Here is a 23,825-nt window from a genome sequence, read left to right as displayed (position 1 = left end):
CCATGATCATCTCCGCCTCCACCGATTACCGTGCCGCAGCGCAACGCCGGCTGCCGCCGTTCCTGTTCCACTACATCGATGGCGGCGCGTATGCCGAGCACACGCTGAAGCGCAACGTTTCCGACCTGTCCGACATCGCGCTGCGCCAGCGCATCCTGCGCAACATGTCCGACCTGAGCCTGGAAACCGAGCTGTTCGGCGAAACGCTGGCAATGCCGGTGGCGCTGGCGCCGGTCGGCCTGACCGGCATGTATGCCCGCCGCGGTGAAGTGCAGGCGGCGCGCGCGGCCGACAGCCGGGGCATCCCGTTCACCCTGTCCACCGTATCGGTGTGCCCGATCGAGGAAGTGGCACCGGCCATCCAGCGGCCGATGTGGTTCCAGCTGTACGTGCTGCGCGACCGTGGCTTCATGCGCAATGCGCTGGAGCGGGCACAGGCCGCCGGCGTGACCACGCTGGTGTTCACCGTGGACATGCCGGTGCCGGGCGCGCGCTACCGTGATGCACACTCCGGCATGAGCGGCCCGAATGCCTCGCTGCGCCGCATCGGCCAGGCCGTCACCCATCCGCACTGGGCGTGGGACGTCGGCCTGTTCGGCCGTCCGCATGACCTGGGCAACATCTCCACCTACCGCGGCAACCCGACCGGGCTGGAGGATTACATCGGCTGGCTGGGCAGCAACTTCGATCCGTCCATTTCGTGGAAGGACCTGGAGTGGATCCGCGAGTTCTGGAAGGGCCCGATGGTGATCAAGGGCATCCTCGACCCGGATGATGCGCGCGATGCGGTCAGGTTCGGTGCCGATGGCATCGTGGTCTCCAACCACGGTGGTCGCCAGCTGGATGGCGTGCTGTCTACCGCACGTGCATTGCCGGCCATCGCCGATGCGGTGCAGGGCGACCTGAAGATCCTCGCCGATTCGGGCATCCGTACCGGCCTGGACGTGGTGCGCATGCTGGCGCTGGGGGCCGATACCGTGCTGCTGGGGCGCGCCTTCGTCTATGCGCTGGCCGCGCAGGGCGAGACCGGCGTGGCCAACCTGCTGGACCTGATCGCCAAGGAGATGCGCGTGGCGATGACACTGACCGGCGCGCACCGTATTGCCGACATCGGGCGCGATTCGCTGGTCAACCTGCCATGAGTGGCCATGACGCCGTGCTGGCGCAGTTGCGCGACGCGGTCGGCAGCCGCCATGTGCTGACCGGCGACAAGGCCACGCGCCGCTTCCGTCGTGGCTACCGCTTCGGCGACGGCCCGGTGCTGGCGGTGGTGCGCCCGGGCACGCTGCTGGAATTGTGGCGTGTGCTGCAGGCGGCGGTGCAGGGCGGAGCGGCGATCATCCTGCAGGCGGCCAATACCGGCCTGACCGGTGGCTCGACCCCGGATGGGGACGACTATGGGCGCCCGATCCTGCTGGTCAGCACGCTGCGCCTGACCGGCATCCAGCTGTTGAACGAGGGCCGCCAGGTGCTGTGCCTGCCCGGCGCCACGCTCGACCGCCTGGAGCAGACCCTGGCACCGCTGGGCCGTGAACCGCATTCGGTGATCGGCTCCTCCTGCATCGGCGCCTCGGTGCTGGGCGGCATCTGCAACAACTCCGGCGGCGCGCTGGTGCGCCGTGGCCCGGCCTATACCGAGCTGGCGCTGTATGCGCAGGTCGATGCGCAGGGCCAGTTGCAGCTGGTCAACCATCTGGGCATCGCGCTGGGTGATACGCCCGAGCAGATCCTGCAGCGCCTGCAGGCCGGCGACTATGCCGCTGCCGACGTGGGTGACGGCGATGGCCGCGCTGCGTCCGATCCACGCTATGCCGAGGAAGTGCGCAGGGTCGATGCCGATACGCCGGCGCGCTTCAACGCCGATCCCAGCCGCCACTTCGAAGCCGCCGGTTCGGCCGGCAAGCTGGCGGTGTTCGCGGTGCGCCTGGATACCTTCGAAAAGGAGGCTGCCGAGGTCTTCTACATCGGCAGCAACCGCACCGACAGCCTCACTGCGATCCGGCGCCAGCTGCTGACCGGCTTCGAGCGCCTGCCGATTGCCGGTGAATACATCCACCGCGATGCCTATGACATCGGCGAGCGCTACGGCAAGGACAGCTTCCTGTTGATCGACCGACTCGGCACTTCCCGTGTGCCCGCCGCGTTCGCATTGAAGAGCCGCGTCGACGGCTGGTTCGAACGGCTGGGCCTGCGCGGGGTGACCGACCGGGTGATGCAGGTGCTGACCGGCCTGCTGCCCTCGCACCTGCCCAGGCGCATGGGCGAGTTCCGCCAGCGCTATGAGCATCACCTGTTGCTGAAGGTCTCCGCGCAGGACGCAGCAGAAACCGAGGCCTGGCTGCGCGGCTTCTTCGGCGGGCACGAAGGCGGGTATTTCCACTGCACGGCGGAGGAGGGGCGCAAGGCGTTCCTGCATCGCTTCGCGGTGGCCGGTGCCGCGGTGCGCTACCGCGAGGTGCATCGCGAGCAGGTGCAGGACATCGTGGCGCTGGACATCGCCCTGCGCCGCGATGATGCCGACTGGTTCGAGCAGTTGCCGGCCGATATCGATGGCCGCCTGCTGCACAAGCTGTATTACGGGCACTTCCTGTGCCATGTGTTCCACCAGGACTACATCGCACGCAAGGGCGAAGACCCGATGGCGATCGAGCACGCGATGTGGGCGCTGCTGGACCAGCGCGGCGCCGAGTATCCGGCCGAGCACAATGTCGGCCACCTGTACCCGGCCAAGCCGGCCCTGGCCGGGTTCTATCGGCAGCTGGACCCGAGCAATACGTTCAATCCGGGCATCGGCCAGACCTCGAAGGAAAAAGGGTGGGGTGGCTGCGACTGCGGATGATGTAGAGCCGAGCCCATGCTCGGCTGCTCTTCCCGACAGACAGCCGTCGAGCATGGCTCAGCCCCACCCGGACAGCGGTTACCATCGGAATCCCGTACGCAGGAGCCGCCCATGCCCACCATCGTTGCCCGCGCGACCCTGTGCGCTGCATTGCTGGCAACACCGCTGCTGGTGCTGGCGCAGTCCGCGATCCTGCCGCAGCAGCGCGACGCCGCCGGCAACGTGATGGAGCCGCTGGGGCAGGTGCTGGAACAGGGAGGGCAGGGCGAAGCACGCATGCAGTACTGCACCCTCGATCGTGCCTGGTGCGTGCGTGTGCAGCCGGTGGCCGAGGACGGCGATCGGCCGACGACGCTGGAAGTCTCTGAACGGGAGGCCGGCGAAAGCGAGCCGCACGTCTACCACGTCAGCATCGACGTGCCGCAGGAAAGCGAGCTTTCGCTGTGGCCGTGGATCGTGCGGCTTGCGCCTGGCGTTGGCAGCGATGAGGCAGTGAGCGACCCGCGGCAGCGCGCCCGCCAGAACGTGCTGGTGGGCGGTATCGTCAAATTCAGCACGATGTACTCAGGCGGTGGTGCCGACGCGTCCACGCTGCAGCTGGCGCGCGTGCGTCACCTGCAGGATGACATCCAGGTGGACGACGACGTGCTGACCCTGCCATGGCTGGGCAACGCGATGATCCGCGCCTGTTTCAGCGAGCAGGACATGAAGCAGCGCGCAGGCGCCTGCCACGACGAGTATCGGTTCTCGGCAAGGCTGGCGCTGGATACCGCCGCCGGGGGCATGCCGGTGCTGCGCTACCAGACGGTGGCGACGCGGTTCCCGGCCGGTGTCTCACGCTTCGAGGATTCGCTGGCCAAGGGGCCGTTGAAGAAGAAGGACCTGCGCACCGAGCAGGACCCGGCGTGCAGCTACACGCGGTTGTTCCGCTTCAGTGATGGGGTGTTCCACCCCGACCAGGCGCTGCCGGACTGCGCGGGGTATACCGAGCCCTGAGCTGTAGAGCCGAGCCTGCGCTCGGCTGTCACGGAAGCGCAGCCGGGCATGGGCTCGGCTCTACAGCGCCTACTCGCAGCGGGTGGCGGTGATGATGTTGTCCTTGTCCACGTACACACGCAGGCGGTCGTGGCGGATGTCCTTGGTGGTGATGGTGTTGGGGCCGATCGGGTTGACCAGGCCGGCACCGCTTTCGCTGGACAGGCGGCGGATGTTGGGCTCATTGGCAGGCTGGCCGATTGCCCAGCCCAGCTGGCTGGCGTCGCAGTGGCCGGTACCCTTGACCTGCGGACCGGGGGTGCTGACGCAGGCCGACAGCAGCAGGGCCGACGCGGGTAGCAACAGGGACAGACGGAAGGCGGACATGCAGCGCTCCTGCGCAGGGAAGATGGGCGGAACGATAGCACCCGGCGCGCGAAAGGCGTCAGCGCCCCGGTCATTGCCGGCACAGCACGGTCATTGCATAGTGGGAGGGATGACTGGCATCGCGCCAGCGGGCAGGCCGGGCCATTCCGGTGCAGGTGCTGGACACGGTATGACGGCAGACAGTTTCCGCGACAAGCGCAGGGCGATGACGGTACTTTCAGTATCGGTGCTGGCCGTGGCGTGTGCCGCTACTGCCGCCGAGCCAGTGCCGGCCGCAGCCGCGGAAACGCCGGTGTTCGGCGCGTGGCGCAACCTTCAGACCGAGGCCGGCTACGCGCCGGCCCAGCGCAATCTGGCCTTCGCCATGCTGCCGCAGGCCGCGACCCGCGGCGACCGTTTCGCCATCCTCGACCGTGAAGGCAAGCGGGCGGTGTGTTGCCTGCAGGTGGCCAGCCCGTCGCTGGGCGTGGCCGCGCTGCGCGAGCAGTACCACCTGCCGCAGGCCTGGGTGACCGACCTGAGCAATGGCCGCAGCCCGGCGCGTCCTTATCTGCCGCATGTCTACGCGATGCAGCGGGTGGACGAACTGGCAGACTACGGCTTCGCCGATGTGCCCGGGGCCTACAGCGACCTGGGCGGGCTGCTGATCCCCGAGGGCGCCGCGCTGGAGGACGATGGCAGTGCCGTCCTGCTGGGCGACAACCGTTATTCCCTGCATTTCCAGCGCCAGCCGCACGCCGATGATGATGGCGCGCTGGACCGCTACACCCTGCAGGGCGGCGACGGCGAGGCCCCGTTCGTGGTTGAAGTGCCGTTCGGCACCTACTGACTGCAGCACTGCACTGGCTAGAATGCAGCGCGGCGCCGTCTGCCGTGCCTGTTCCGTGAGTTGCCGCCGTGTCCCTGCGCCCTTTGCTGCTGTCGTCCCTGCTGCTGTTGTCCGCCTGCGCCAGCGCGCCACCTCCACCGCCGGCCCATTCCGATGCGCTGTGGCGCTTGATCGAGCGTGACTGCAAGGCGGTGGAAGGACCGCGTGGCAGTTGCCTGCGGGTGGAGACGGCGGCCGACCGCCGCGACGTGCTGGTCAAGGATGCGCACGGTGACTACCAGTTCCTGCTGATGCCGCTGGACAAGGTCAGTGGCATCGAGAGCCACGGCCTGTACCAGCGTGGGGTACCCAACTATTTTGCGGCCGCCTGGCAGGCGCGCGGGCATACCGAACAGGCCCTGGGCCGGCCGCTGCCGCGCAGCGTGGCCAGCCTGGCACTGAATTCGCCGCACGGTCGCTCGCAGCACCAGCTGCACATCCATGTCGACTGCCTGCGCGCGGATGTGCTGCAGGCACTGGATGCACATGCCGGTGCGCTCGGTCCGCGCTGGTCACCGTTTCCGGTGCCGCTGCGCGGGCATCAGTACCAGGCCTATCTGCTGCCCGGTGCAGAACTGACCGCCAATCCGCTCAATCTGCTGGCCTATGGCCTGAGCGGCGTGGGCGATGTGGGCCAGTGGAGCCTGGTGGTGGCCGGGCGCGGCGAGGTGCAGGGCGGCCCCGGCTTCATCCTGCTGGCTACCCGCGTGGATGCCGCCAGCGGCAACGATGCCAGCGGCGAGGAACTGCAGGACCATGCCTGCACGGTCTTGACCGGCGCCGGTGCGGCACTGGAGCGGGTGCGCTAGCCGATCGGCTGCTGGCAGCTGCGCCAGGCCGACGCGGTCAGCGCCAGCAGCTGACGGTCATGCCATCCCTGCGCGTCCAGATGGTAGTCGCGCAGGATCCCTTCGCGGATGAACCCATGGGCCTGCAGCGCCTGGGCAAACGGGCTGGTGCAGCCTGGCGGCAGCAGCACGAAGAGGCGGTGCAGGCCGACATCGTCGAACAGGAACGGGCACAGTGCCCGCAGTGCCGCCTGCGGATGGGGGTGCCGGTGCTGCAGCGATTGCAGCTCGGCGCAGCGCGAGTGCAGCGACTGCAGGCGGATATGCAGCTGGTCGTGCAGTACGCCCTGCACGTCGTCGAACACACCCAGCACCAGCAGGTCGTTGTCTTCCTGCAGGCGTGAACGATAGACGCTGGCGAGGAACCGCGCCTCTTCATCAATGCCGTAGGACGTCCGTTGGCCGCGCTGGCGACGGTCGTCGAAGGCACGCCAGCGTGGCAGGTCGGTGCGCTGGAACGAACGCAGGGTGATGGGCGTGGCCTGGAGGTGGAGCAAGTGGCGGCGCAGGACGGGTCGCAGTGGGGCGAAGTGGGTGGAAGGGGCGCTGTTGGTCATCCCGGCACGATGCGCATCACTGACGCGCCAGGCCATGCAATTCATTGCAAAAGTGGGGTGGTGCCGTAAACGCGTCTGATTCGGTTCAGGCATAAGCCCATCAGGGCTGGTCATTTCCGTTGAAACCACCCATTCAGGACACTTTCGTTACGGGATCGTTATGTGTCGTACCGGCTGCGGCTCCCGTACCACCCGCCCACTCCCCCAGGAAGCCCATGTCCGCCTCCCACAAGGCGATGCGCCCGCGTCCGCTGGTGCTCGCGCTGTCGTCCCTGATGCTGGCCTCGCTGCCGGCCTTCGCGCAGGAAAGCGCGCCCACCACATTGCAGGAAGTGAAGGTCACCGGCTCGCGCATTCCACGTGCCAGTGTCGAGGGACCCTCGCCGGTGACGGTGATCAGCCGCGAGCAGATCGACGCACAGGGCTACCGCAATGCCTTCGACGCCCTCAGCGCGCTGACCGAGAACACCGGCAACGTGCAGGGCGAGGATTTCGGCAATACGTTCACGCCGGCCGCCAACACCATCAATCTGCGCGGGCTGGGTCCGAACCGCACGCTGGTGCTGGTCAACGGCCGTCGCCAGGCCGACTACCCGCTGGCCTACGAAGGCTCGGTGAACGTTGTCAACCTGGCCAACATTCCCAGCGCCCTGATCGAACGCATCGAAGTGCTGGCTGCCGGTGCGTCGGCGGTGTACGGCTCCGACGCCATTGCCGGTGTGGTCAACATCATCCTCAAGGACCGCTTTGAAGGCGTGGACGTGAACGTGCGCGCCGGCGGCACCCAGCAGGGCGGCGGTGACAACCAGCGCGTGCAGGTGGTGGGCGGCAGTTCCGGCGAGCGCTGGGACGGCCTGTTCGGTTTCGAGTTCGACGTGCGCAAGGCGATCCACGCGCGCCAGCGCGACTTCATGGATTCGCTGGACGATGACCCGGCCGGCAAGGCGCCGCAGGCGACCGCGATCGCCTATCGGCGCAATGCTGCCACCGGCCGCAACATCGATCCGGGCGTCAACGGCTGCGACGCCGCGTCGGACATCTATGGCGGCAGCGTGTTCCGTGCCAACAACCCGCGCCAGGGCTGGTACTGCGGCAGCAACGAGGCCGCCGCCAGCTACTGGACCGTGCAGACCCAGAAGCGCAATCTCAACGGCTACGGTCTGCTGACCTTCCACGTCAACGAGACCACCGACCTGTTCGCCGATGTCGCCGTGGGCAGCGCGCGGATCTACAACAACACGCGTGCACCGACCTGGACCTCGGCCCGCAACTACTTCTACAACCAGACCACCGGCAACCTGGAAAGCTGGTACCGCCGCTTCGCGCCGGAGGAAATCGGCGGCCTGCCGCGCAATGCCAACCGCTTCCTGGAAAACTCGTGGTCGTTCAATGTCGGCGCACGTGGCCAGATCGGCGACAGCGGTTGGGATTACGAAGCGGTCTACAGCCGCTCGCGTTACGAGAACCGTACCCGCCGACCGGTGCTGCTGGCCGGCATCAACGAATACCTGCTCGGTCCGAAGCTGGGCGTACGCAATGGCGTTGAGGTCTATGCGCCCGACCCGGCACGCCTGTTCAAACCATTGACCCGGGGCGAATACGAGGGCCTGTCCGGCTACCAGGAAAGCCGCAATGCGGCGTGGCTGCAGACCTTCAGCGCCAGCGTCAACGGCCGTTTGTTCGCGCTGCCCGGTGGCGACGCTGCATTGGCGGCGGTGGTCGAGGCCGGCAGCCAGGGCTACCGCAACCGCCCGGACCCGCGACTGGGCGCGGGCGAGTTCTGGAACACCAGCGCCGGTATCGGTGCCGGCGGTGATCGTGACCGCTATGCGGCCGGCGTGGAGCTGCAGTTGCCGTTGCTGAAATCGCTGACCACGACGCTGGCCGGTCGCTATGACCAGTATCGCGCCGGTGGCGAGCACATCGGCAAGGCGACCTGGAGCTTCGGCGTCGAGTTCCGCCCGATCGAGAGCCTGTTGATCCGCGGCTCTGCTGCGACCAGCTTCCGTGCGCCGGACATGAACTACGTGTTCGCGACCGAGACCCGCGGCTACAACCCGGGCATGACCGACTACTGGCGCTGCCGCACCGCAGGCCAGTCGTACGACAACTGCGACTACAACGGCCTGTCGATCGACTACAGCAACCGCGCCAACGCGCAGCTGCAGCCGGAAACCGCGAAATCCTATGGTTTCGGCGTGGTCTGGTCGCCGCTGTCCGGCCTGGATTTCAGTGCCGACTACTACGACATCCGCATCGACAACGAGGTCACCAGCCTCGATACCAGCCGCATCCTGCGCGACGAAGCCGATTGCCGCCTGGGCCGCACGCTGGGTGGGGAAGCGCGCGATATCGGTTCACCGCTGTGCCAGGACGCGCTGTCGCGGGTGATCCGCAACCCGTCCACTGCAACCGTGCAGCCGGACCAGGTGACCCGCGTGCTGATCAATCCGATCAACGCGGCCTCCGAATCGGTGCGTGGCCTGGACCTGAAGGGTAACTGGCGTTTCGATGCCGGCCGCTATGGCCGCTTCACTACGCGCCTGGCCTATACCGTGGTGCTGGAGCACAAGTACCGGCAGTTCTCCGATGATCCGGAGCGTGACATCCGCAATTCGCTGGATGACTACCAGTGGCGCAGCAAGGCCAATGGCAGCATCACCTGGAACCAGGGTGACTGGACCACCACGCTGTACGGCAACCGTTTCGGTTCACTGCCGAAGACCGATGGCAGTGGCCGCATCGCGCCGTACATGACCTACAACGCCAGCGTGTTCCGCCAGTTCGGCGAGAACCTGTCGGTGGGCGTGATCGTCAACAACCTGCGTGACAGCCGCCCGCCGGCGGACAGGAACGGTGGCGGCTGGCCGTTCTATCCAGTTGGCAACTACGACCCGTATGGCCGCCAGTACTGGCTGCAGCTGGACTACCGGTTCCGCTGATCCGGCTGGCAAACAGAAGGCCCGGCAATGCCGGGCCTTCTGCTGTGTCGATGTCCGCTGTGATGGCGGGCGCCGGTGGCCTAGGGCAGTGCCTGCTGCAGGTACGACTCGATGACGTAGCTGAAGGGCTGCTGCTGGCGATCGCGCAGCAGGGCGCGCACTTCCAGGATCACGCCGCGGTCGCCTTCGCCACGCGGTGGCCAGAAGGTCTGGTCAGCCAGTGTCTGGCGCTGGAAGCCGAGCGGGCCAACCACGCGGCCAAAGGGTTCGTCGGTGCTGTCCAGCACCTGGTTCATGGCCGGGCTGAGATGGTCCGGCAGGTACCAGTTGTCGGCCTCGGAGAGCACGCGGCTGCCACAGACCAGCTGCACGCGGCGGTAGCGAAGGGCGGTGCCGGGTTTCGCACCCAGTGCCTGCAGCACGTCGGCCGGTGCTGTCTTGTCCTGGCCGTGTACACGCACCGCGCGCACCCGCGCCTGTTCGGCCAGGCCGTGTTCGGCGCACCAGTGTTCCAGGGTGGCGGTGGCGCTCTGCCCGGAAAGCACACGCTGGTGCAGCCGCTCGACCAGCGCAGCCGGGGCGATGCGCTGTTGGCCAGGCGGCGCCTGCAGCGGCGCGGTGGCGGCCGCATCAGTGGCGGACAGGCTGGCCATCGGGGCAGCAGCCAGCAAAGACGCGGCCTGCCAGCGGCGGAGACGATCGTGGCGGTCGGACGGGCCCATGCGGCATCACAACGGAAACAGGCGCCTATGGTACCCGTTCAGGCGTGTGCACGGCGTGGCTGCGAGCCGCCGTCGCGGCGGCATTCATCGTTCTGATGAATGTGTGGCATCCAGATATTTCGTTGGCCGATGGCAGTGCCAGCGCGCAGGATGGCGCCATGACTTGGCTTTCCGGGAGTTTCCGATGACGCTTCAGTTCGTCCATGGCGCGGTTGATCGCGAGGGCGCGCCGCTGCATTTCCACATCCACAACGGTCGTATCAGTGGTCTCAACGGTGATGCTGCGCCGCGCGAGGGTGCGGAACCCGTCGACTTGCAGGGCTGTGCCGTCCTGCCGGGCCTGGTCGACGGCCATATTCATCTGGACAAGAGCTTCGTCGGCGACCGCTGGCACCCGCATCAGCCGGTGAACAGCCTGCGTGAGCGGCTGGCGGTGGAGAAGGCCGCGGTAGCGGGTGCCGCGCCGATGGTGGACCGTGCCGAGGCCTTGATCCGCCAGTGCAGCCGCTTCGGCACGGTGGCGATGCGCTGTCACGTCGATGTCGACGGCAGCACCGGCCTGCGTCATCTCGAAGCAGTGCGCGAGGCCGCGCTGCGCTGCGCCGACATCATGCGGATCCAGCTGGTGGCGTTCCCGCAGGCCGGGGTGATGTCCTGTCCCGGCACCGCCGCCGTACTGGAGCAGGCCCTTGCCGCAGGGGTGGAGGTGCTGGGCGGCATAGATCCGACCACGCTCGACGGCGATGCCGAAGGCCAGCTGGCCCTGCTGTTCGGCCTGGCCGAGCGCTATGGCGTGCAGCTGGACATCCACCTGCATGAGCCCGGCGAAACCGGACTGGCCCAGTTGCTGCGCATTGCCGCACGCACCCGTGCCGCCGGCCTGCAGGGACGCGTTGCGGTCAGCCATGCCTACTCGCTGGGCGACGTGCCGCTGGCGCGCGCGCTGCAGGTGGGTGAAGCACTGGCCACGGCGGGCGTTGCGATCATGAGCAACGCGCCGGGCGACCATCCGTTCCCGCCGCTGCGTGCATTGCACGACGCCGGCGTGCGCATGTTCGCCGGCAATGACAACATCCGCGACTGCTGGTGGCCGTATGGCAATGGGGACCTGCTGCAGCGCGCGATGCTGCTGGGCTACCGCTCGGGCTTCTACACCGATGGCGACCTGATGCTGGCGCTGGACATGGTCACCACCCATGCCGCGCAGGTGATCGGGCTGCCGCAGCACGGCATCGCCGAAGGCCGGCCGGCGACGTTCGTGGCCGTGCGTGCGGACCATGGCCCGGCGGCCGTGGCCGGGGTGCCGGTGGAGCGCCGGGTGGTGGTTGACGGCCGCTGGTTGTAGATCCACGCCGTGCGTGGAGGGAGCCATCGCGTGGTCTCATTCATCCACGCATGGCATGGATCCACCTCGATGTGTCGTCAGGCGTAATCGTCGGCGCGGGTAGCGACGAACGCTTCCAGCCACGCAAGCAGGTGGGCGATGTCGATGACTTCGCCCTGTTCGACGCGCTTGAGCAGCAGTGTGCTGGCGCCGATCTGCAGGCTGCTGTCGGCATAGCGCAGCACTGCATCGATGCCCCAGGCGTCGGTGACCTGCATCCAGGCCAGCCCCGGCACGCGTTGGGCCAGGGTATCGCCGAACGCCACGCCCAGCGCTTCCCAGCCATCGCAGTCGTCACGCTCGATCAGCTCGGCATCGATCACGCGCTGCAGCGTGCTGGCCGCCAGCGGCCATTGCACCGGCAGCGTCGGGAAGCCGGCGGCGACGCGCGCGGCGATCAGCGAGCGCTGGTGCTGCAGGTGCGTCTGCAGGGCGGCGGGCAGGGGGTCGAAGCGGGCGGGGATTTCGTCGGACATGACACGATGCCGTGGAGCACGGAAACAGGGGGCACTCTAGCGGCAGAGCCGTGACTTCCGCGCGACAGGCGTGATCAGCTTTCGATGGTCAATGCGCGGATTTCGCTTCGGGGTCAGATCCGTTTCGGAAAACGGATCTGACCCCACGCGGGACGATGTTGCCGTCGCGGCTGCCGGCCAGCGGCCCACGCTACCGCAGTTGCAGTGGTCAATCCGGTTCGCGTTGCACCTGCCGCCACAGCTCACTGGCCAGCGCACGCACCGCATCGTCGGCGTCCGCACGATGCAGCAGGCCGATTTCGTAGTTGTCGATCACCGGCAGGTCGCGCTCACCATCGATGATGCGATGATCGCGGGCGACCGCGCGGCGGGGCAGCAGGCTGATGCCGATGCCATCGGCCACGGCGCCCTGGATGCCACTCAGCGACGAGCTGGTGAAGGCGATGCGCCAGCGCAGGCCCAGCGCTTCCACGGCGTGGATCATCTCGTCGCGGTACAGCCCGCGCGGCGGGAAGGTGACCAGCGGCAGCGGGTCCTGCTGCAGGCAGCTGCTGCGCAGGCTGTCGATCCAGTGCATCGGCTCGCGGCGGCAGTGCACCGCCTGACGGCTGTTGCGCCGCTGCTTGACCAGCACAAGATCCAGTTCACCGTGGTCGAAGCCGTGCGCCAGGTCGCGGCTGAGGCCGCTGCTGATTTCCAGCTTCACCTGCGGGTGACGGCGGCTGAAAGCGGCCAGCATGCGTGTGGTCTGCGCGTTGACGAAGTCCTCGGGGACACCGATGCGCACCGCGGTTTCCACGGTGGCGCCGGCCAGCGCCTGCGCCATTTCCTCGTTCAGGTCGAGCATGCGCCGCGCATAGCCGAGCAGGGTGTGGCCGGCGTCGGTGGGGTGCACGTCGCGGTGGCCGCGCTCGAGCAGGCGATGCCCCGCCAGCTCTTCCAGGCGGCGCACCTTCTGGCTGACCGTGGACTGGGTCGAATGCAGGCGGGTGGCGGCCGTGGTGAAGCTGCCGCAGTCGGCCACCATCACCAGCGCCCGCAGCAGGTCCAGTTCGAACAGGGTTCTATTCGATTTGGCACTGTCTTGCATTTGAACATTTCACTTCTGGATACCCAGGCCGACTTCTACCATGCAGGGCAGGGGCCGGCAATGCCCGGCTGTTGCTACCGTCGCACGGCGTTCCGTGGCGACGGACATGAGGAGACACTGTCATGCGCGTCCATCATTCCGCTGGCTGGCCTGCGCCGTTCGCGCGCGTGCTGCTGTTGTGCCTGCTGGCCATGGTCACCCCCGCCTGCACCGCCACGTCCCGGGCCGACGCAGACGCGCGCCTGCGGGATGCTGCCAGCCGCGGCGACGCCGATGCGGTGCGGCAGGCGATCGAGGATGGCGCCACGCTGGAGGCGCGCGATGGCCAGGGTCGCACGGCGTTGCTACTGGCCACGCAGGGCAACAACGTGGATGCCGCGCGCGAGCTGATCGAAGCCGGTGCCGACGTCAATGCCAAGGACGCCATGCAGGACAGCGCCTACCTGTACGCCGGCGCGCGGGGCCTGGATGAGATCCTGGCGATGACCCTGGCGCATGGCGCCGATCTGCGCAGCACCAACCGCTATGGCGGCACCGCGCTGATTCCGGCCGCCGAGCGTGGCCACGTCGCCACCGTACGTACGCTGCTGCGCGCGGGCGTGGCGGTCGATCATGTGAACCGCCTGCACTGGACCGCGCTGCTGGAAGCAATCCTGCTCGGCGATGGCGGTGCGCGCCACCTGCAGATCGTGCAGTTGCTGCTGGAGGCCGGTGCCGACCCGGAGCTGGCCGACGGCGAGGGCGTGACGCCGCTGGCGCATGCGCGCCAGCGCGGCTATACCGGAATTGAGACCCTGCTGCGCCAGCACGGCGCGGTGCGCTGAATGCAAACCCCTTCCACCCGCACGCTGGGCGTGCCCATCAGGATGCTGTCCATGTTCCGTTCCCGTCCGTTGTCCCTTGCCATCCTCCTTGCGGTGGCACCGCTGTCGGCGTCTGCCGCCGAGCGCGCCGACCTGCTGATCCGCAATGCCACCGTGGTCGATGTCGAGCACGCCAGCACGCTGACCGGGCAGAGCGTGGTGATCCGTGGCGAGGACATCGTCGCGGTCGGTCCGGATGCGCAGCTGCGCAGCCAGTGGAGCACGGCCCGCCAGATCGATGCCAAGGGCAAGTACCTGATCCCGGGCCTGTGGGACATGCATGTGCACTTTGGTGGTGGCCCGGCGCTGATCGAAGAGAACAAGGCACTGCTGCCGCTGTACATCGCGCACGGCATCACCACGGTGCGTGACTGTTCCGGCGACCTGCCCGAGCAGGTGCTGCAGTGGCGCGGGGAAATTGCCAAGGGCACGCTGTTCGGTCCGCGGCTGCTCAGCTCGGGCGCGAAGATCGAAGGCCTCAAGCCGGTCTGGAAGGGCACGATCGAAGTGGGCAGCAAGGCCGACGTCGACAAGGCGATCACCCGCCTGCAGCACGACAAGGTCGATTTCGTGAAGATCACCGACAGCACGCTGAAGCCGGAACTGTTCCTGTACTCGGCCAGTGCCGCGCGCAATGCCGGATTCAAGGCGTCGGGGCACATCCCGATGGCGCTGACCGTGGAGCAGGCAATCGATGCCGGGCTGGCCTCGATCGAGCATCTGGACTACGCATTCAAGGCCGGGAGCAAGGACGAGGCGCAGATTGCCGGCGACTTCGGTGCCGGCCGCATCGACCGCGCCGAAGCCAACCGCCGCCTCGACGCCAGCTTCGACCGCGATACGGCGATGCATGCCTACCGCGATTTCGCCAGGCGCGGCGTGTTCGTGACCCCGACCCTCAACGGTGGCCGCATCCTCGATTTCCTTGACCAGGATGACCACGCGAACGATCCGTACCTGGCTTACATCGGCCCGGGCCTGCGCGCGACCTACCAGTGGCGCGTTGAACGTGCCGCCAAGGCAACGCCAGCGCAGATCGAAGCGCGCCATGCGCAGTACCACCAGGTGGCCGCCGTGCTGCCGATGCTGCAGGAAGCCGGCGTGACGATCATCGCCGGCACCGATGCGGGCTTCCTCAACTCGTTCAACTTCCCGGGCATCGCCCTGCACCAGGAACTGCAGCTGTTCGTGAAGGAGGGCTTGAGCGCGCCGCAGGCGCTGTCTGCCGCGACCCGTTCCGGCCCGGCCTGGTTCGGCCAGATGAATCGTTACGGGGGTGTTGCTCAAGGCAAGGCCGCCGATCTGGTGCTGCTGACCGCCAACCCGCTGCAGGACATTGCCGCCACCGAAAAGATCGACAGCGTGATCCTGCGTGGCAACGTGTATGACCGCGCCGCGCTGGACAAGATGTTGGCTGATACCAAGGCCAAGGTGGCGGCGTGGAATGCCGAGGCGGCGAAGGCGCGGTGATCGACAGGGTCAGAGCCCTTCCCCGTGGGAAGGGATCCGACCCTGTGGCTTCTATGCGGTCGGTGACCTAACGCGGTGCCGGCCGCATTCCGTGCAGCTGCGGCAGTGCGGCCTTCATCGCATCGATGAAGGCGCGCAGCCGTGGCGGCTGCTGGCGCGCGGCGGGAAATACCACGTGTACCGGCAGCGCCGGCGCCTGCCAGTCCGGCAGCAGCTGCACCAGCCGCCCTTGTGCGAGGTCTCCGGCCACCAGCCAGGCCGAGACCACCGCTGCACCCAGCCCAGCACATGCGGCCTGTTGCACCACGAACAGGTTGTCGCTGAGCAGGCGCGGGCTGATCGAAAGGGTATGCGCACGCCCCTGTGCGTCATGCAGCAGCAGGCGTTCGCGGTAGTAGGTGACCAGTGAAATCCACGGCAGTGCCTGCGCCTGTTCTGGTGTGCTGATCGCGGTGGCCTGCACCAGCGAGGGCGCTGCCACGACGATGCGCGGCACTTCGGCGAGCGGCAGTGCGACCATGCGCGGTTCGTCGACCGGTCCCACCCGCACCGCGCAGTCGATGCCTTCGGCGATGAAATCCGGGCGACGATCTTCCAGGATCCACTCCAGGCTCAGCTGTGGGTGCTGGGCGAGGAACGCGAGCATGGTCGGCAGCAGCTGCGCCTGGCCGAAGGCATGCGGCACCATCACCCGCAGGCGTCCGCGCAGCGTTTCCGGTTCGCCGTGCAGTTCGGCCTGCAGCGACTCCCATTCGTCGACCACGCGTTGCGCATGGCGCTGGCAGCGCAGGCCATCTTCGGTCAGCTGCAGGCCCTGGGTGGAGCGCTGCAGCAGGCGCAGGCCGAGCTGCCGCTCCAGTGCCTGAAGGCGCCGGCTGACCGTCGGCTGGGTGGTGCCCAGCTGCACGGCGGCGGCAGACAGGCTGCCGGCATCGACGATGCGCAGGAAGGTGCGCAGCAGATCCAGGCGATCGGCGCCGGTGGCGAGGTCATTCATGCGTGTCACGTATGAAGTATATGTGCAGGAGCCTACTACAGACGCATGGCGAATACGGGCAGGATACGCCCACTTCCTCCACCGGACTCCCCCATGTCTACCCCTTCGCTGTCCGTCGTCGCACCCGCGAACGCGCCTTCCACCCCGCTGGTGCTGGCGATGGCGGCCGGCGCCGGCTTTTCGGTCGCCTCGCTGTACTACAGCCAGCCGATGCTGGGCCTGATCGCGCAGGACCTTGGCGCAGGTGAGCGCGCCGCCGGGCTGGTGCCGACCCTGACCCAGCTCGGCTACGCGCTGGGCATCCTGCTGCTGGCACCGTTGGGCGACCGCTTCGACCGCCGCCACCTGATCCTGTTGAAGTCCGCGCTGCTGGCGTTGGCACTGGGCGCCGCAGCGATGGCCGGGCACCTGCCGGGCCTGCTGATGGCCAGCCTGCTGGTCGGGTTGATGGCCACGCTGGCGCAGGACATCGTGCCGGCCGCTGCGGTCCTGGCGCCGGATGCACAGCGCGGCCAGATCGTCGGCCGGGTAATGACCGGCCTGCTGCTCGGCATCCTGCTGTCGCGCGTGGTCAGTGGCGTGGTGGCCGAGGCATGGGGTTGGCGCACGCAGTTCGTGCTGGCCGCGGTATCGGTGGCGGCGATGGGCGCAGTGATGGCGCGTGCGCTGCCGCGTTTCGCACCGACCAGCACGCTGCGCTATCCGGCGTTGCTGGGCTCGTTGCTGGCGTTGTGGCGCGAGCAGCCGCAGCTGCGCCGCGCGGTGGCGAGCCAGTCGTTGCTGGCGGTCGGCTTCAGCGCATTCTGGTCGACGTTGGCGCTGATGCTGCATGCCCGCCTGGGCCTGGGCAGTGCGGCGGCGGGTGCGTTCGGTATTGCGGGTGCGGCCGGTGCGCTGGCCGCACCGTTCGCAGGACGTTTCGCTGATCGCCTGGGTTGCCATGCCGTGGCGCGGTTGGCGATCGCGGTGGCGCTGCTGGGCTTCGGCCTGCTGCTGGCCGAAGCCTGGCTGCCGGCCGCCGCGCTGCTGCCGCTGCTGGTGGTGAGTGCGCTGCTGTTCGACTTCGGTTTCCAGTCGGCGCTGGTGGCGCACCAGACGCTGGTCTATGGCCTGGTGCCGCCGGCACGCAGCCGGCTCAACGCGCTGCTGTTCACCGGCATGTTCATCGGCATGGCCGCTGGCGGTGCGCTGGGCAGCCTGGCGCTGGCGCAGTGGGGGTGGCACGGCGTGGCCTGGCTGGCGGTGATGTGCGCGGGCGGCAGTCTGCTGCTGCGTTTGAAGTAGGGGTGGTGTTCGGCAGGGCTTGCAGCCCTGCACCTGCGGTAGTGCCGGCCGCTGGCCGGCAACAGCGCAAACAGCGGATTTTCAGTAGCCTTCGACAGGTTCCTGCGGTCTGTTGGAACGGCTCTTGGGGTCAGATCCGTTTTCCGAAGGAAAACGGATCTGACCCCTGATTGATTTCGATATCTGACAGAAGTGTCGACCAAGGTCGACACCTACCAAACGCCATCGGAATCCGTCAGAGGTGGGGCGGTGTCGGAGTGCGGGGTGTCAGCCGCATGGATGCGGCTGCCAAGCTTGCAGGGACGTACTTGCAGCGTCCCCGCAGTCCGACACCGCCCCGCCATCCCATGGAATCCATGCTGTTGCTGTTGCTGTTGCTCCAGCGCGTAGCGGGTGCAGGGCTGCAAGCCCTGCCGAACAACCCCCTAATCGTGACCGCTGTCGTCCAGGCTGATGATGCCGCGCCGCAGCGCCTGGGTCACCGCGTGCGTGCGATCGCCCACGCCCAGCTTGTCCATCAGGCTCTTCATGTGCGCCTTCACCGTCTGCTCGGAAATCTGCATGCGCTCGCCGATGCGCTTGTTCGACAGGCCACCGGCCACATGCCGCAGCACCTCGGTCTCGCGCGGCGACAACCGGTCCTCCACCACATGTGCGGCAATGCTCGCAGCGACTGCCGGTGGTATCGGTGCGCGCCGGCCGCCAGCGACCATGCGGATCGTATCGACCAGCTCGTGGCGCAGCATGTCCTTCAACAGGTACGCACTGGCGCCGGCCTGCAGCGCCCGTACCGCACGCACGTCACCGCGATAGGTGGTCAGCACGATGATGCGCGCACGCGGGTCCATCGCGCGGATCCGCACGATGGCTTCCACACCATCCAGGCGTGGCATCTGCAGGTCCATCAGCACCACGTCCGGCTGCAGCTGCTGATAGCGCTCGATGGCTTCCTCGCCATCGGCGGCCTCGCCGAGCAGGCGCAGGTCGGAATGGGCGCCCAGCAGCGCGGCCAGGCCGTCACGCAGCAGCGGGTGGTCGTCGACCACCAGCACGCCGATCGGGGCAGGGGACTCAGTCATGGTGGCTTCTACTCCAGGGCCAGCGCCAACGCGATGGGCGGCGGTGATACAGGCGACGGGCGGGAACCGCCAGCGCGACTTCAGTGCCCAGCCCGGGGCGGGTCCACAGCCGCAGCTCCGCGCCGAGGCGCTGCGCGCGCTCACGCATGCCCTGCAGGCCCCAATGGCCATGCCCGGCATTTTCGTCGGCGATGCCGACGCCATCGTCGCGCACGTGCAGCAGGAAGCACCGCGCGCCGTAGGACAGCTCTACCTCGATGGCGCTGGCATTGGCGTGGCGCAGTGCATTGCGGATGGCCTCGCGGCCGATCAGGAACACTTCCTCGGCGGCATCGGCCTGCAGCGGTGGTGTTGCGCCTTCCACAGTCAGGCGCAGCGGATTGGTGCCGTGCCCGGCGTATTCGGCGTGAACATCGGCCAGCGCCGAAGCGAGGTCGCGGCCCGCGAAAGGACCGTCGCGCAGTGCGTTGACCCGCTCCCGGCCCTCGGCCAGGTTGCGTTCGGCCAGCTGCATCGCCGATTCCAGCTGGCCGCGCACCCTGTCCGGGGTCTGCGGCGACTGGCTGATCGCGTGCAGCCGCAGGATCAGGCCCTGGCTGCCCTGCAGCAGCGTGTCGTGCAGGTCGCGGGCAATGCGTTCGCGTTCGCCATGGCGTTCCTGCAGGCGCGCACGGAACAGTGCAGCCAGCTGCCCGCTGCGGATGCGCACCGCCAGGACCAGCAGCGCAAGCACCGCGGCGGCGCACAGCAGCTTGAACCACAGGGTCTGCATGAAGGTAGGGGCGATGCGGAAGGTGCGGCTGGCGGGTGCAGTGCTCCAGATGCCGTCTTCGTTGGCGGCTTCCACCTCGAACCGGTAATTGCCCGGTGCGAGGTTGGTGTAATACGCGCGCGTGCTGCTGCCGGCATCCTGCCAGCCGTCGTCGACCCCGGACAGGCGATAGCGGTAGCGGTTGCGCTCCGGGCGCGCCAACGACAGCGCCACGTAATCGATCTGCAATTGGCTGGTGCCGGCCGGAAGGCGCAGGCCGTCGCGCAGTGGCTGGTGTTCACTGCCGTACAGCACGTCGCCGATGCGCACGCTGGGCGCCATGGTGTTGACGTGCGAGCGGGTGGTGTCCAGCCAGGCCAGGCCCTGGTTGGTGGCCAGCCACAACAGGCCATCGCTGGCCAGCGCGGTGGTGGCGATCGGTCCGCTCTGCAGGGCGATGCCCGGCATGCCATCCACCGCATCGAACAGGCGGGGCGTCACCGGCTGCCGGCTGCGCAGTGCGCGCCGCAGCTGATCGCTCCCGAGCCGGACCAGGCCACGACTGCCATTGAGCCAGAGGTAGCCATTCGCATCGGCCACCATGCCGGTGATGCCTTCCATGACGCCGGCCATGTCGGTGCTCACCTGAACGAACCGGCCATTGCCCGGGCGCACGGCCAATCCGGCCTCGCCGGCTACCAGCAGGAGGTCCTGATGATCGAGTACCGCCGTGATCGGCCCGACCGACAGGCCGTGGCTGGCGTCGAAGGTTTCGATCTGCGTCGCCCCCATGCGGCGCAGCCGGCCGTCTGCATAGCCGAGCAGCAGCTGGCCGTTGGCATCCAGCGCCAGTGACGAGCAGGCCTGTTCGGGCAGGCGGCGTTCGCGTTGCCACTGGCCCTGCTGGTAGTGCAGCACCCCCCGTTCGCCGGTGCAGACCCAGGCCTGTTCGTCGTCGGGGAACAGCAGGGCATGCAGTGGTTGCCCGGTGAACGGCGCAGGCAGCGGAATCCGCGTGGTGCGGCCGGCCACGGTGCGCGCAAGGTTGACCCAGTCGAACTGCCAGATCGGGGCAGCTGCCTGGCGCGCGGCGGCCTGCAGCTGCGTGGCGCTGCCATCGAGCAGGGTGCGCTCGAGGTCGTAGGGCTTGAGGTCTTCGCCATAGCCATACACATGGCCATCGCTGGCCCGCACCAGCGAGCGGTAGGGATCACTGGGACCAACCGCCAGCGTGTGCACGCTGCGCGCGCGGAAGCGGTTGAGGCCGAGATTGGTGCCGACCCAGAGATTGCCTTCGCGATCAACGATGATCGGCACGGCCGAGGTGGCGGTCAGCCCGTGCGGCGAATCGAAGCGCTCCATGCGTATGGCGCGGTCGCCATCGAAGGTGACCCGGGCGACACCGCCATGCGGGCTCATCGTTGCCCACAGCGCGCCATCGGCAGTGAACTGCAGGCGCGCCGCCACCAGCTCCGGCAACCGTCGTGCCTCGCGCTCGCTGTCCGGCAGCAGGCCTCGTGCGTTGGCCAGCGGCGACGTACCGCGCACGCGGTCGGCCAGCCACACTTCCCCCTGCGGACTTTCGGCCAGCGTCGCCATCTGCGAAACGGCGATGCCGGTGTCCTTGAAGGCCGCCTGGCCGGCCGCGCGCACCCAGATCTTCAGGTCGGCCAGTACCCAGAAGGTGCCGCGGCTGTCGTGCAGCAGCCATTGCACGCGATGTTCCGGCACCCCCATGCCAGCGGGCAGCGGCTGCCAGCGTTGGCCAGTGAATTGGCGTAGTCCACCATTGATCGCGGCCCACAGCCGGCCGTCACGGTCCTGGCTGAAGTGTGGCACCACACCCACCGGCACGCCCTGGTCGCGGCCGTAGTTGTGCAGCTGGCCGCGCGCAAACTGACTGATGCCGGCCTGGAAGTAGCCGATCCACAGTGCATCGTCGCGGCCCCGCGCAAGGGTGACCATGTTGGTGGACGGGAAATGGCTGCCCGCGGGAGCGGCCTGGCGTTCAAAGCGACGACCGTCGAAGCGGTACAGCCCTGAGCCGGTGGCCAGCCACAACAGGCCATCGCGGTCCTGGGTGATGTCCCAGATGTCACCGGGGGCGCCCTGGCCGACGCGCCAGGCCGTGTGCTCGTAATCGGGCAACCCGCCGCTCACCGGCGGGCGCTGCACGGCAAGGGCGGGCAGGGCGGTCAACAGCAGCAGGCAGGTCAGCAGCGTCCGCAGGTGACGTTGCAACGGGAAGGGGCGGCCACGCATGGCGCGCATTCTGGCAGGTGCGGGGCAGTCCGGGGTGACCCGAACGGGGTAGGCAGTGGCCGCCGTGGTCGGCTATCACGCCGGCATGACCCCTGGAGCCCGGCCATGCAGCGCCTGTTCGTGATGTTCCCTGATCGCGGTCCGGGCATCGGCCTGCTGTGGCTGCGGCTGTGCCTGGCCGCCGCGCTGTGCGCGCCTGGCACGCATGCTGGTTGGGGGGCGGTGCTGTGCGGGCTGGCGGCGGCCATGCTCGTGCTGGGCGTGTTGACGCCGCTGGCGACCCTGATGGCAGCCGCGACCATGTTCGCGCAGCAGGCACCGTGGCCGCTGGTGGCGTTGCCTGCGGCGCTGCTGATGCTGGGGCCGGGCGCCTACTCGGTGGATGCGCGCTTGTTCGGGCGCCGCCTGCTCGGCCGTCGGCCTCCCCCATTCGGGTAGGTGCCGGCCTCGACCGACGGGGGTAGGGCATCGTGCGCCGGCCACGCACCATGGGCCACCCCCTCGCGGCGCCCCGCATGGCCACCGTCAGTCCGTCCGATCCGTCCGCCACCCCGCTTGCCCCGCAGCAGGCCGCCGCACTGCAGCGCGCCCTGCGCTATGTCGATGAGCACCTGTCGCGGCCGCTGCGGGTGACAGAGCTGGCGCAGGCTGCCTGTGTCAGCCGCTTCCACCTGGTGCGCCTGTTCCGTAGCGGCACCGGTGCCAGCCCGCTGCGCTACGTGCGCCGCCGCCGCATCCAGCGTGCCTGCCAACTGCTGCCCAGCGCGCAGCTGCCGATGGCGTGCCTGGCCCAGCAGCTGGGCTTCTTCGACCAGAGCCATTTCGTCCGCAGCTTCCGCGCCGAGACCGGCTGCAGCCCCGGCCAGTATCGGGCCGGCGATGCGGCCCTGCTGCTTCCCCCTGATCATGTTTCCCACGGAGTCCACCCATGAGCCTTGCCACCGCCACGCCCGCCCCGGCCCTGCTGTCGCCCACCGACCATGCCCTGGTGCTGATCGACTTCCAGTCGCAGATGGCATTTGCTACCCACACGATCGACATCTCCGCGCTGCGCAACAACGTGTCGCTGATCAGCAAGGGGGCCAAGGGGTTCAACGTGCCGGTCGTGTTGACCACGGTGGCCGAGACGTCATTCTCCGGCCCGATGTTCCCGGAACTGCCGCAGATCTTCCCGGGCCAGCCGGTGTTCGACCGCACTTCGATGAATACCTGGGAAGACCAGCCGGTAATCGATGAGATCAACCGCATCGGCAAGCGCCGGCTGGTTCTTGCCGGCCTGTGGACCAGTGTCTGCATCGTGGGTCCGGCGCTGTCGGCGCTGGCGCAGGGCTTCGAGGTCCACGTGATCACCGACGCCTGTGGCGATGTCAGCGAAGAAGCGCACGAGCGTGCGATCACCCGCATGGTGCAGGCCGGCGCGGTGCCGATGACCAGCGTGCAGTACCTGCTTGAACTGCAGCGTGACTGGGCACGCGGTGAAACCTACGACCTGACCACCGGCATCGCCCGCGACCACGCCGGCGGCTATGGCATCGGCATCCAGTACGCCAAGCGCATGTTCGGCGCGCAGGAAGGCGGGCACTGAGCATGCTGGCCGGCCACGGCCTCGACCTGGCCCTGCTGATGCTGCGGGTGGCGGCAGGCGGCTTCCTGCTGCCTCACGCGCTGGGCAAGCTGTTTGGCTGGTTCGGCGGACCGGGGCTGGCCGGCTTCGCCACCGAGCTGCGCGGTTTCGGGCTGCCGGCAGTGGTGCCGTTGCCGCTGCTGTTGTCCCTGCTGCAGGTGCTGTCCGGGCTGGCCGTGCTGCTGGGCTGGCAGACCCGCATCGCCGCGCTTGCCGCCGCTGCCTTCATCGGCTTCACCGTCCTGTTGGCCTTGCCCAGGGGCTGGTTCTGGATGCGCGGCGGCAGTGAGTACCCGCTGATGTGGGCCACGGTGCTGCTGGCCATCGCCCTGGCCGGGCCGGGGGCCTGGGCGCTGGACGGTCCACGACTTCCGGGAGCTTTCGCATGAGTCACGATCCCCTCGACC

22 protein-coding genes are annotated in these 23,825 nt (G+C 68.3%); 14 read left to right on the top strand and 8 right to left on the bottom strand.

Features of this window, described 5'->3' with window-relative positions:
- Positions 1-2 precede the first annotated feature (2 nt).
- The 3 genes from lldD (at position 3) to ACT6SE_RS12145 (ending at position 3,835) form a co-directional block, all read left to right on the top strand.
- Positions 3-1,142 carry an FMN-dependent L-lactate dehydrogenase LldD gene (lldD, locus tag ACT6SE_RS12155; protein WP_046431185.1) on the top strand — a complete coding sequence of 380 codons (1,140 nt, stop codon included), beginning with the start codon at positions 3-5 and terminating at the stop codon, positions 1,140-1,142.
- Positions 1,139-2,839, top strand: coding sequence for a D-lactate dehydrogenase (gene dld / locus ACT6SE_RS12150; RefSeq protein ID WP_046431182.1), 1,701 nt, complete (start codon positions 1,139-1,141; stop codon positions 2,837-2,839). The genes lldD and dld overlap by 4 nt, the downstream gene beginning before the upstream one ends.
- A 111-nt stretch (positions 2,840-2,950) precedes the next feature.
- Positions 2,951-3,835, top strand: coding sequence for a hypothetical protein (locus ACT6SE_RS12145; RefSeq protein WP_046431179.1), 885 nt, complete (start codon positions 2,951-2,953; stop codon positions 3,833-3,835).
- 69 nt (positions 3,836-3,904) lie between these two features.
- On the opposite strand, the gene ACT6SE_RS12140 is transcribed toward ACT6SE_RS12145, so the two are convergent.
- Positions 3,905-4,201 carry a hypothetical protein gene (locus tag ACT6SE_RS12140; protein ID WP_014037553.1) on the bottom strand — a complete coding sequence of 99 codons (297 nt, stop codon included), beginning with the start codon at positions 4,199-4,201 and terminating at the stop codon, positions 3,905-3,907.
- A gap of 169 nt (positions 4,202-4,370) precedes the next feature.
- On the opposite strand from ACT6SE_RS12140, the gene ACT6SE_RS12135 reads away from it, so the two are divergent.
- Together ACT6SE_RS12135 and ACT6SE_RS12130 are read left to right on the top strand one after the other, a co-directional pair.
- Positions 4,371-5,030 carry a hypothetical protein gene (locus ACT6SE_RS12135; RefSeq protein WP_046431176.1) on the top strand — a complete coding sequence of 220 codons (660 nt, stop codon included), beginning with the start codon at positions 4,371-4,373 and terminating at the stop codon, positions 5,028-5,030.
- A 68-nt stretch (positions 5,031-5,098) separates the two neighbouring features.
- Positions 5,099-5,878 (top strand): CDP-diacylglycerol diphosphatase, encoded by a 780-nt coding sequence (locus tag ACT6SE_RS12130; RefSeq protein WP_046431172.1) that lies wholly within the window; start codon positions 5,099-5,101, stop codon positions 5,876-5,878.
- Here ACT6SE_RS12130 and ACT6SE_RS12125 read toward each other — a convergent pair.
- On the bottom strand, positions 5,875-6,510 hold the full coding sequence (locus ACT6SE_RS12125) for a GNAT family N-acetyltransferase (protein ID WP_046431169.1): 636 nt from the start codon (positions 6,508-6,510) through the stop codon (positions 5,875-5,877). The two genes, ACT6SE_RS12130 and ACT6SE_RS12125, sit on opposite strands and share 4 nt — an antisense overlap.
- Positions 6,511-6,689: 179 nt before the next feature.
- Here ACT6SE_RS12125 and ACT6SE_RS12120 point away from each other — a divergent pair, with 179 nt between their 5' ends.
- Positions 6,690-9,416: a TonB-dependent receptor plug domain-containing protein gene (locus ACT6SE_RS12120; protein WP_444811000.1), complete on the top strand. Its 2,727-nt coding sequence runs from the start codon at positions 6,690-6,692 to the stop codon at positions 9,414-9,416.
- A gap of 80 nt (positions 9,417-9,496) precedes the next feature.
- On the opposite strand, the gene ACT6SE_RS12115 is transcribed toward ACT6SE_RS12120, so the two are convergent.
- Complete coding sequence (locus ACT6SE_RS12115; RefSeq protein WP_014647484.1) at positions 9,497-10,138, bottom strand: hypothetical protein; 642 nt, start codon at positions 10,136-10,138, stop codon at positions 9,497-9,499.
- A gap of 184 nt (positions 10,139-10,322) precedes the next feature.
- Here ACT6SE_RS12115 and ACT6SE_RS12110 point away from each other — a divergent pair, with 184 nt between their 5' ends.
- A complete protein-coding gene (locus ACT6SE_RS12110; RefSeq protein ID WP_032960248.1) occupies positions 10,323-11,483 on the top strand; it encodes an amidohydrolase family protein in 1,161 nt (386 codons plus the stop codon).
- A gap of 77 nt (positions 11,484-11,560) precedes the next feature.
- On the opposite strand, the gene ACT6SE_RS12105 is transcribed toward ACT6SE_RS12110, so the two are convergent.
- The gene (locus tag ACT6SE_RS12105; protein ID WP_046431156.1) at positions 11,561-11,998 is read right to left on the bottom strand and encodes a DUF3806 domain-containing protein; all 438 of its coding nucleotides are present in this window, start codon (positions 11,996-11,998) and stop codon (positions 11,561-11,563) included.
- A gap of 208 nt (positions 11,999-12,206) precedes the next feature.
- Positions 12,207-13,088, bottom strand: coding sequence for a LysR substrate-binding domain-containing protein (locus ACT6SE_RS12100; protein WP_046431153.1), 882 nt, complete (start codon positions 13,086-13,088; stop codon positions 12,207-12,209).
- A gap of 122 nt (positions 13,089-13,210) precedes the next feature.
- Here ACT6SE_RS12100 and ACT6SE_RS12095 point away from each other — a divergent pair, with 122 nt between their 5' ends.
- Positions 13,211-13,912, top strand: coding sequence for an ankyrin repeat domain-containing protein (locus ACT6SE_RS12095; protein ID WP_014647480.1), 702 nt, complete (start codon positions 13,211-13,213; stop codon positions 13,910-13,912).
- A gap of 51 nt (positions 13,913-13,963) precedes the next feature.
- Positions 13,964-15,421, top strand: coding sequence for an amidohydrolase family protein (locus tag ACT6SE_RS12090; RefSeq protein WP_153643299.1), 1,458 nt, complete (start codon positions 13,964-13,966; stop codon positions 15,419-15,421).
- Positions 15,422-15,488: 67 nt separating this feature from the next.
- On the opposite strand, the gene ACT6SE_RS12085 is transcribed toward ACT6SE_RS12090, so the two are convergent.
- Positions 15,489-16,418 carry a LysR family transcriptional regulator gene (locus tag ACT6SE_RS12085; protein WP_046431150.1) on the bottom strand — a complete coding sequence of 310 codons (930 nt, stop codon included), beginning with the start codon at positions 16,416-16,418 and terminating at the stop codon, positions 15,489-15,491.
- A gap of 93 nt (positions 16,419-16,511) precedes the next feature.
- On the opposite strand from ACT6SE_RS12085, the gene ACT6SE_RS12080 reads away from it, so the two are divergent.
- Positions 16,512-17,702, top strand: coding sequence for an MFS transporter (locus ACT6SE_RS12080; protein ID WP_014647477.1), 1,191 nt, complete (start codon positions 16,512-16,514; stop codon positions 17,700-17,702).
- Positions 17,703-18,127: 425 nt separating this feature from the next.
- On the opposite strand, the gene ACT6SE_RS12075 is transcribed toward ACT6SE_RS12080, so the two are convergent.
- Together ACT6SE_RS12075 and ACT6SE_RS12070 are read right to left on the bottom strand one after the other, a co-directional pair.
- Complete coding sequence (locus tag ACT6SE_RS12075; RefSeq protein ID WP_014647476.1) at positions 18,128-18,781, bottom strand: response regulator; 654 nt, start codon at positions 18,779-18,781, stop codon at positions 18,128-18,130.
- The gene (locus ACT6SE_RS12070; RefSeq protein WP_046431146.1) at positions 18,774-21,803 is read right to left on the bottom strand and encodes a sensor histidine kinase; all 3,030 of its coding nucleotides are present in this window, start codon (positions 21,801-21,803) and stop codon (positions 18,774-18,776) included. The genes ACT6SE_RS12075 and ACT6SE_RS12070 overlap by 8 nt, the downstream gene beginning before the upstream one ends.
- 96 nt (positions 21,804-21,899) lie before the next feature.
- Here ACT6SE_RS12070 and ACT6SE_RS12065 point away from each other — a divergent pair, with 96 nt between their 5' ends.
- From ACT6SE_RS12065 to ACT6SE_RS12050, 4 genes are all read left to right on the top strand, one after another.
- Complete coding sequence (locus ACT6SE_RS12065; protein WP_046431144.1) at positions 21,900-22,232, top strand: hypothetical protein; 333 nt, start codon at positions 21,900-21,902, stop codon at positions 22,230-22,232.
- Positions 22,233-22,309: 77 nt separating this feature from the next.
- Positions 22,310-22,726: a helix-turn-helix transcriptional regulator gene (locus ACT6SE_RS12060; protein WP_046431141.1), complete on the top strand. Its 417-nt coding sequence runs from the start codon at positions 22,310-22,312 to the stop codon at positions 22,724-22,726.
- On the top strand, positions 22,723-23,379 hold the full coding sequence (locus ACT6SE_RS12055; protein WP_014647472.1) for a hydrolase: 657 nt from the start codon (positions 22,723-22,725) through the stop codon (positions 23,377-23,379). The genes ACT6SE_RS12060 and ACT6SE_RS12055 overlap by 4 nt, the downstream gene beginning before the upstream one ends.
- Positions 23,380-23,381: 2 nt before the next feature.
- The gene (locus tag ACT6SE_RS12050; RefSeq protein ID WP_046431138.1) at positions 23,382-23,807 is read left to right on the top strand and encodes a DoxX family protein; all 426 of its coding nucleotides are present in this window, start codon (positions 23,382-23,384) and stop codon (positions 23,805-23,807) included.
- The last annotated feature ends 18 nt before the right edge of the window (positions 23,808-23,825 follow it).

The organism is Stenotrophomonas sp. LC732 (assembly GCF_052446685.1).
Lineage (GTDB): Bacteria > Pseudomonadota > Gammaproteobacteria > Xanthomonadales > Xanthomonadaceae > Stenotrophomonas > Stenotrophomonas muris.
The sequence above is the reverse complement of the archived record's forward strand: the minus strand, read 5'-3'. Positions and strand labels throughout refer to the sequence as shown.